Raw genomic sequence first — 5305 nt, 5'->3', positions numbered from 1 at the left:
ACTCTAAAAAAATAACTCAAATCTTAGTTTTGAATCAAAATTAAGTAAAAACATCATTATGAATTCCGAAAAAATTGAAATTTTTGATACAACGTTGAGAGATGGAGAGCAGGTCCCAGGATGTAAATTGAATACAGAACAAAAATTACTCATTGCTGAGAAACTTGATGAGCTGGGGGTAGATGTTATTGAAGCCGGATTTCCTATTTCAAGTCCGGGAGACTTTCATTCTGTTTCAGAAATTTCAAAACTCGTGAAAAATGCTAAAGTTTGTGGATTGACAAGAGCTAACAAAAAAGATATTGAAGCCGCAGCAGAAGCTTTACGATATGCTAAAAGACCAAGAATTCATACCGGGATCGGAACTTCTGAATCCCACATTAAATATAAATTCAATTCTACAAGGGAAAATATTATAGAAAGAGCAGTTCAGGCCGTAAAATATTCCAAAAGCTTTGTAGAAGATGTAGAGTTTTATGCAGAAGATGCAGGAAGAACGGATAATGATTTTCTTGCTAAAATTTGTGAAGAAGTGATCAAAGCAGGAGCTACTGTTCTTAATATTCCCGATACTACTGGTTACTGTTTACCGGAAGAATACGGTGCCAAAATCAGGTATCTGAAAGAAAATGTGAAAGGAATTGATAAGGCTGTCTTATCTTGCCACTGTCATAATGATCTTGGCTTGGCTACTGCCAATTCAATTGTAGGGGCAATTAATGGAGCCCGTCAGATAGAATGCACTATAAATGGATTGGGTGAAAGAGCAGGGAATACAGCTTTAGAAGAAGTCGTAATGATCTTCAGGCAACATAAAGATCTGAATTTATATACCAATATCAATTCCAGAATGCTGAATAATATGAGCAGTATGGTTTCAGAATTAATGGGCATGTCTGTTCAGCCTAATAAAGCTATTGTTGGAGCTAATGCCTTTGCGCATAGCTCAGGAATTCATCAGGACGGTGTTATCAAGAACCGGGAAACTTATGAAATTATTGATCCGGAAGATGTGGGAGTCAACGAATCATCTATCATTCTTACCGCAAGAAGCGGACGCTCTGCTTTAGCATACAGACTTAAGCATATCGGTTTTGACGTCACTAAAAATGACCTTGATTTTCTTTATAAAGAATTCCTGAAAGTAGCTGATATCAAAAAGGAAATAGATAATGATGATCTTCATTCAATGATTGAATCATTTAGCAGAAAAATAGGGTAGAGGATAAAGTATTCCGATAATTTTTATCATAACAAGTTTTAGTAGAAATAGAAAATGGACAGTAATAAAAAAACACTTTTTGATAAAGTCTGGGATGCTCACGTAGTGGATACAGTTCCCGACGGACCTCAAATAATCTATATAGACAAGCATCTTATTCATGAAGTAACAAGCCCGCAGGCTTTTGCCGAACTGGAATCGAGAAACCTTAAATTATTCAGACCGGAACAGGTAGTCGCCACAGCAGACCATAATGTTCCGACTTTAAATCAAGAGCTTCCTATTCGTGATGAATTATCCCGGAACCAGATTCAACAACTCACAGAAAATTGTAAAAAGAATAATATCGAATTATTCGGGTTAGGACATCAATACCAGGGAATCGTACATATTATTGCACCGGAACTGGGAGTTACCCAACCTGGAATGAGTATTGTATGCGGAGACAGCCATACTTCTACTCATGGTGCCTTTGGAGCTATAGCTTTTGGAATAGGAACAAGTCAGGTTGCACAGGTTTTTGCCAGTCAATGTCTGTTGCTGAACAAACCTAAATCCATGAGGATTACCGTTAATGGAAAACTTAATCCTAATGTTCAGCCTAAAGACGTGATTCTATATATCATATCTAAAATAGGTACTGATGCAGGAACAGGGTATTTCTGTGAATATGCGGGACAGGTGTTCGAAGAAATGTCCATGGAAGGAAGAATGACGGTATGTAATATGAGTATAGAAATGGGGGCAAGAGGAGGAATGATCGCACCTGATGAAACCACTTTCGAATATGTAAAAGGGAAGCAGTTTGCTCCCAAAGGAGAAGGGTGGGAAGAAAAACTTGAATATTGGAAAACATTACCGACTGAGCCAGATGCTGTTTTTGACAAAGAGTATACTTTTAATGCATCTGATATACAGCCTATGATTACTTATGGAACAAATCCGGGAATGGGGATCTCTATGTATGATTCTATTCCCGTGCCTCAAAATGAATCAGAGGAGAAAGCTTTGCGATATATGGGGCTTCGGGCGGGTCAGTTTCCCTCTGATATCAAAGTGAATTATGTATTTATAGGGAGCTGTACCAATGCAAGAATAGAAGATTTCAGATCAGCGGCACAATATATTAAAGGAAAAAAGAAATCTGAACATATAAAAGCTTTGATCGTTCCTGGTTCTCAACTTGTCGTAAAACAAATTTATGAAGAAGGTCTTGATAAAATATTTACAGAAGCAGGATTTCAGATCAGACAGCCCGGATGCTCTGCATGCCTTGCCATGAATGATGATAAAATTCCTGAAGGTGAATATTGCGTATCAACTTCCAACCGAAATTTTGAAGGAAGACAGGGGCAAGGAGCAAGAACTATTTTAGCAAGTCCTTTAACTGCAGCTAAAGTAGCTATAGAAGGTAAAATTCCTGCTTTCGGAAGTTTAAATTAGTCTCTGAATTATTTTAAAATTAATCTTAAAAAAACCATCGACTGAGCATATGCAAAAGTTAACATTAATACAATCTCAAGCGGTTCCTTTACCTGCTGAAAATATAGATACCGACCAGATCATTCCAGCCAGATTCCTAAAAAGTATAGATAAAACAGGCTTTGGAAACAACTTGTTCAGAGACTGGAGATATAATGTTCATACTAATGAACCTAACGCTGATTTTGTTCTGAACAAACCTAAATATAAAGGGGAAATCTTAGTTGCAGGAAATAATTTCGGATGTGGAAGCAGTAGGGAACATGCTGCCTGGGCTCTGACAGATTATGGATTTAAAGTGGTCGTATCAAGCTATTTTGCGGATATCTTTAAAGGAAACGCCCTAAATAACGGTCTTCTTCCTGTTAAAATCTCAGAAGGATTTTTAAAAGAAATCTTAGCTTCTGTTACAGAAAATCCGGAAATAAAAATTACGGTAGATGTTGAACAGCAAACTATTCAATGCAATGGAAAAACTGAAAATTTTGAACTGGATCCTTATAAAAAAATATGCCTGATCAATGGATATGATGATATTGATTTCCTGATCAGTAAAAAAGCGATAATAGAAAAGTTCGAACAGAAAATAAAAACACAAAAGATCTATGAATAAGAATGATTTTAAAATTGCAGTTCTTCCGGGTGATGGAATAGGTCCGGAAGTAACTCAGGAAAGTGTAAAGATTCTGAATGTTATTGGTGAAGTATTTCATTATAACTTTCAGTTTGAATATGGAAGTATGGGCGCCGAAGCCATTTTTAAAACGGGAAATCCACTTCCTGATGAAACACTGGCCATCTGTAAAAATGCTGATGCAGTACTTTTTGGAGCTATCGGTGATCCTTCTTTTGATAATAATCCGGATGCCAAAGTACGACCGGAGCAGGGACTTTTAAAACTAAGGAAAGAACTAGGCCTTTTTGCCAACATCAGACCTCTGAAAACATATGCGTCCCTTATCAAGAAAAGTCCTTTAAAACAGGAAATTATTGAGGGGACGGATATTCAGATTTACAGAGAGCTGGTAAGCGGAATTTATTTTGGAGAAAAATATACTGAAGAGTCCGGAGCTTATGCTTATGATGTCTGCCAATACAGCAGAGAAGATATCATTCCTATTACCCATATGGCTTTTCAGGATGCTCAGAAACGCAAAAGAAAACTGACTTTAATCGACAAGGCAAATGTATTGGATACCTCCAGATTATGGAGAAAAATATGCCAGGAAATCGCTCATGAATATCCCGATGTACAGCTGGATTATATGTTTGTAGATAATGCTGCCATGCAACTGATCCTGAATCCAAAACAGTTCGATGTAATTCTTACAGAAAATATGTTTGGAGATATTATTTCAGATGAAGCAAGTGTGATAGGAGGGTCCATAGGGTTACTGCCGTCTGCTTCCATAGGAAAAGATAATGCTTTATTTGAGCCTATCCACGGATCTTATCCTCAGGCGAAAGGAAAGGGAATAGCTAATCCTGTAGCTTCTATTTTAAGCACTGCTATGATGCTTGATTATTTAAACTTGGAAGGAGCATCCAAAAAGTTGATAGAGGCTGTGGAACATTCTATTGAAAACAGATATGTAACTGTAGACCTTAATTCAGATAACCATTATTCTACCAATGAAGTGGGAGACTTCATTGCAGATTATATCAGATATTCTGAAAAATCTTACTATAATTTTGAGAATATTCAAATTGGAAAGTCCACAATCGTATGATTGTTTTTAATTATTAGTTATTTAATTTTTTTAACAAATAAAAGGTATTCAGTTTTGAATACCTTTTATTGTAATACTTCTATTTTTCTGTGTTATCCGTTTTACCGGTTTTATTGTTCTTTGAAGCTTTCTGAATGTCCTCTTTTTTTATATCAGGAGGATTGGTTTTCTTTGACGACGCAGGAATATTAGGAAAATCCTGATTTTGTTTTTTCGATTCTGCGGAATTGGCAGATTCTTTCTTTTTATTTCCTTTTGAATCCATAGCTATAATTTTTTAAAGTCCTAAAACACCGATTTTGCCGGTTTGATCTTCTATAGTATAATTCAAAGCCTTTGCCAAAACAAAAATATTATTAAGATTTTCCATAAGCTGCTCACGCCCTTCATTTCTAAGCTTATTCTGATCTATAGATTTTATAGCAGTTTCCTTAGCTTTTTGAGTTACATTTTTAATATCTTTTTCAGATATTCTGTTGAAAAAAGAATCATCCATGGATTGGATTTCTACACTTGGGGTGATTCTGATATCGGCATCAGGCAATTCGGAAATGATAAGTTTCTTATTGATGGAATCAACTTCTATTTTCATTTTGTTGAGATCATAAGAAACCTGGGCATTTGTTTTTGTATAAGTAATAATACTATTACTTGAAACTTCTTTTCCGAAAACTTCGTATCCCATTTTGGTCTTCTGCATACTGGAACTGTTTTGTTCCAATACAACCATTTTATTCATTTTGGAAATCTGATTGGTCAGAATGTAATAATCTGACTTTTCAGTCTTGTTTCCTAAATTGAAACAGGATTTCAGACCAAAGAACAGAAGTAGCATTACGATTACCCCTGCAAAAAAGGAAGCTGTTATTTT

General features: G+C 35.9%; 6 protein-coding genes. 4 read left to right on the top strand and 2 right to left on the bottom strand.

The features are described from left to right. The first annotated feature begins 58 nt into the window (after positions 1-58). The 4 genes from Q0A18_RS10135 to leuB are packed head-to-tail and all read left to right on the top strand — an operon-like array spanning position 59 to position 4434. Positions 59-1222, top strand: a complete 1164-nt coding sequence (locus Q0A18_RS10135; RefSeq protein ID WP_292010028.1) for a 2-isopropylmalate synthase — start codon at positions 59-61, stop codon at positions 1220-1222. A gap of 54 nt (positions 1223-1276) precedes the next feature. Then, positions 1277-2665: a 3-isopropylmalate dehydratase large subunit gene (gene leuC, locus Q0A18_RS10130; RefSeq protein WP_292010027.1), complete on the top strand. Its 1389-nt coding sequence runs from the start codon at positions 1277-1279 to the stop codon at positions 2663-2665. Between the two features lie 49 nt (positions 2666-2714). After that, the gene (gene leuD / locus Q0A18_RS10125; protein WP_292010026.1) at positions 2715-3317 is read left to right on the top strand and encodes a 3-isopropylmalate dehydratase small subunit; all 603 of its coding nucleotides are present in this window, start codon (positions 2715-2717) and stop codon (positions 3315-3317) included. Then, on the top strand, positions 3310-4434 hold the full coding sequence (gene leuB / locus Q0A18_RS10120) for a 3-isopropylmalate dehydrogenase (RefSeq protein ID WP_292010025.1): 1125 nt from the start codon (positions 3310-3312) through the stop codon (positions 4432-4434). The genes leuD and leuB overlap by 8 nt, the downstream gene beginning before the upstream one ends. Positions 4435-4513: 79 nt before the next feature. Here the strand turns inward: leuB and Q0A18_RS10115 are convergent, their stop codons facing one another. Together Q0A18_RS10115 and Q0A18_RS10110 are read right to left on the bottom strand one after the other, a co-directional pair. Then, complete coding sequence (locus Q0A18_RS10115) at positions 4514-4699, bottom strand: hypothetical protein (protein ID WP_292010024.1); 186 nt, start codon at positions 4697-4699, stop codon at positions 4514-4516. Between the two features lie 12 nt (positions 4700-4711). Then, the gene (locus Q0A18_RS10110) at positions 4712-5269 is read right to left on the bottom strand and encodes a DUF4230 domain-containing protein (protein WP_292010029.1); all 558 of its coding nucleotides are present in this window, start codon (positions 5267-5269) and stop codon (positions 4712-4714) included. Positions 5270-5305 lie beyond the last annotated feature (36 nt).

It is taken from the genome of Chryseobacterium sp. (genome assembly GCF_022712095.1).
In the GTDB taxonomy this organism is placed as follows: Bacteria; Bacteroidota; Bacteroidia; order Flavobacteriales; family Weeksellaceae; genus Chryseobacterium.
The sequence above is the reverse complement of the archived record's forward strand: the minus strand, read 5'-3'. Positions and strand labels throughout refer to the sequence as shown.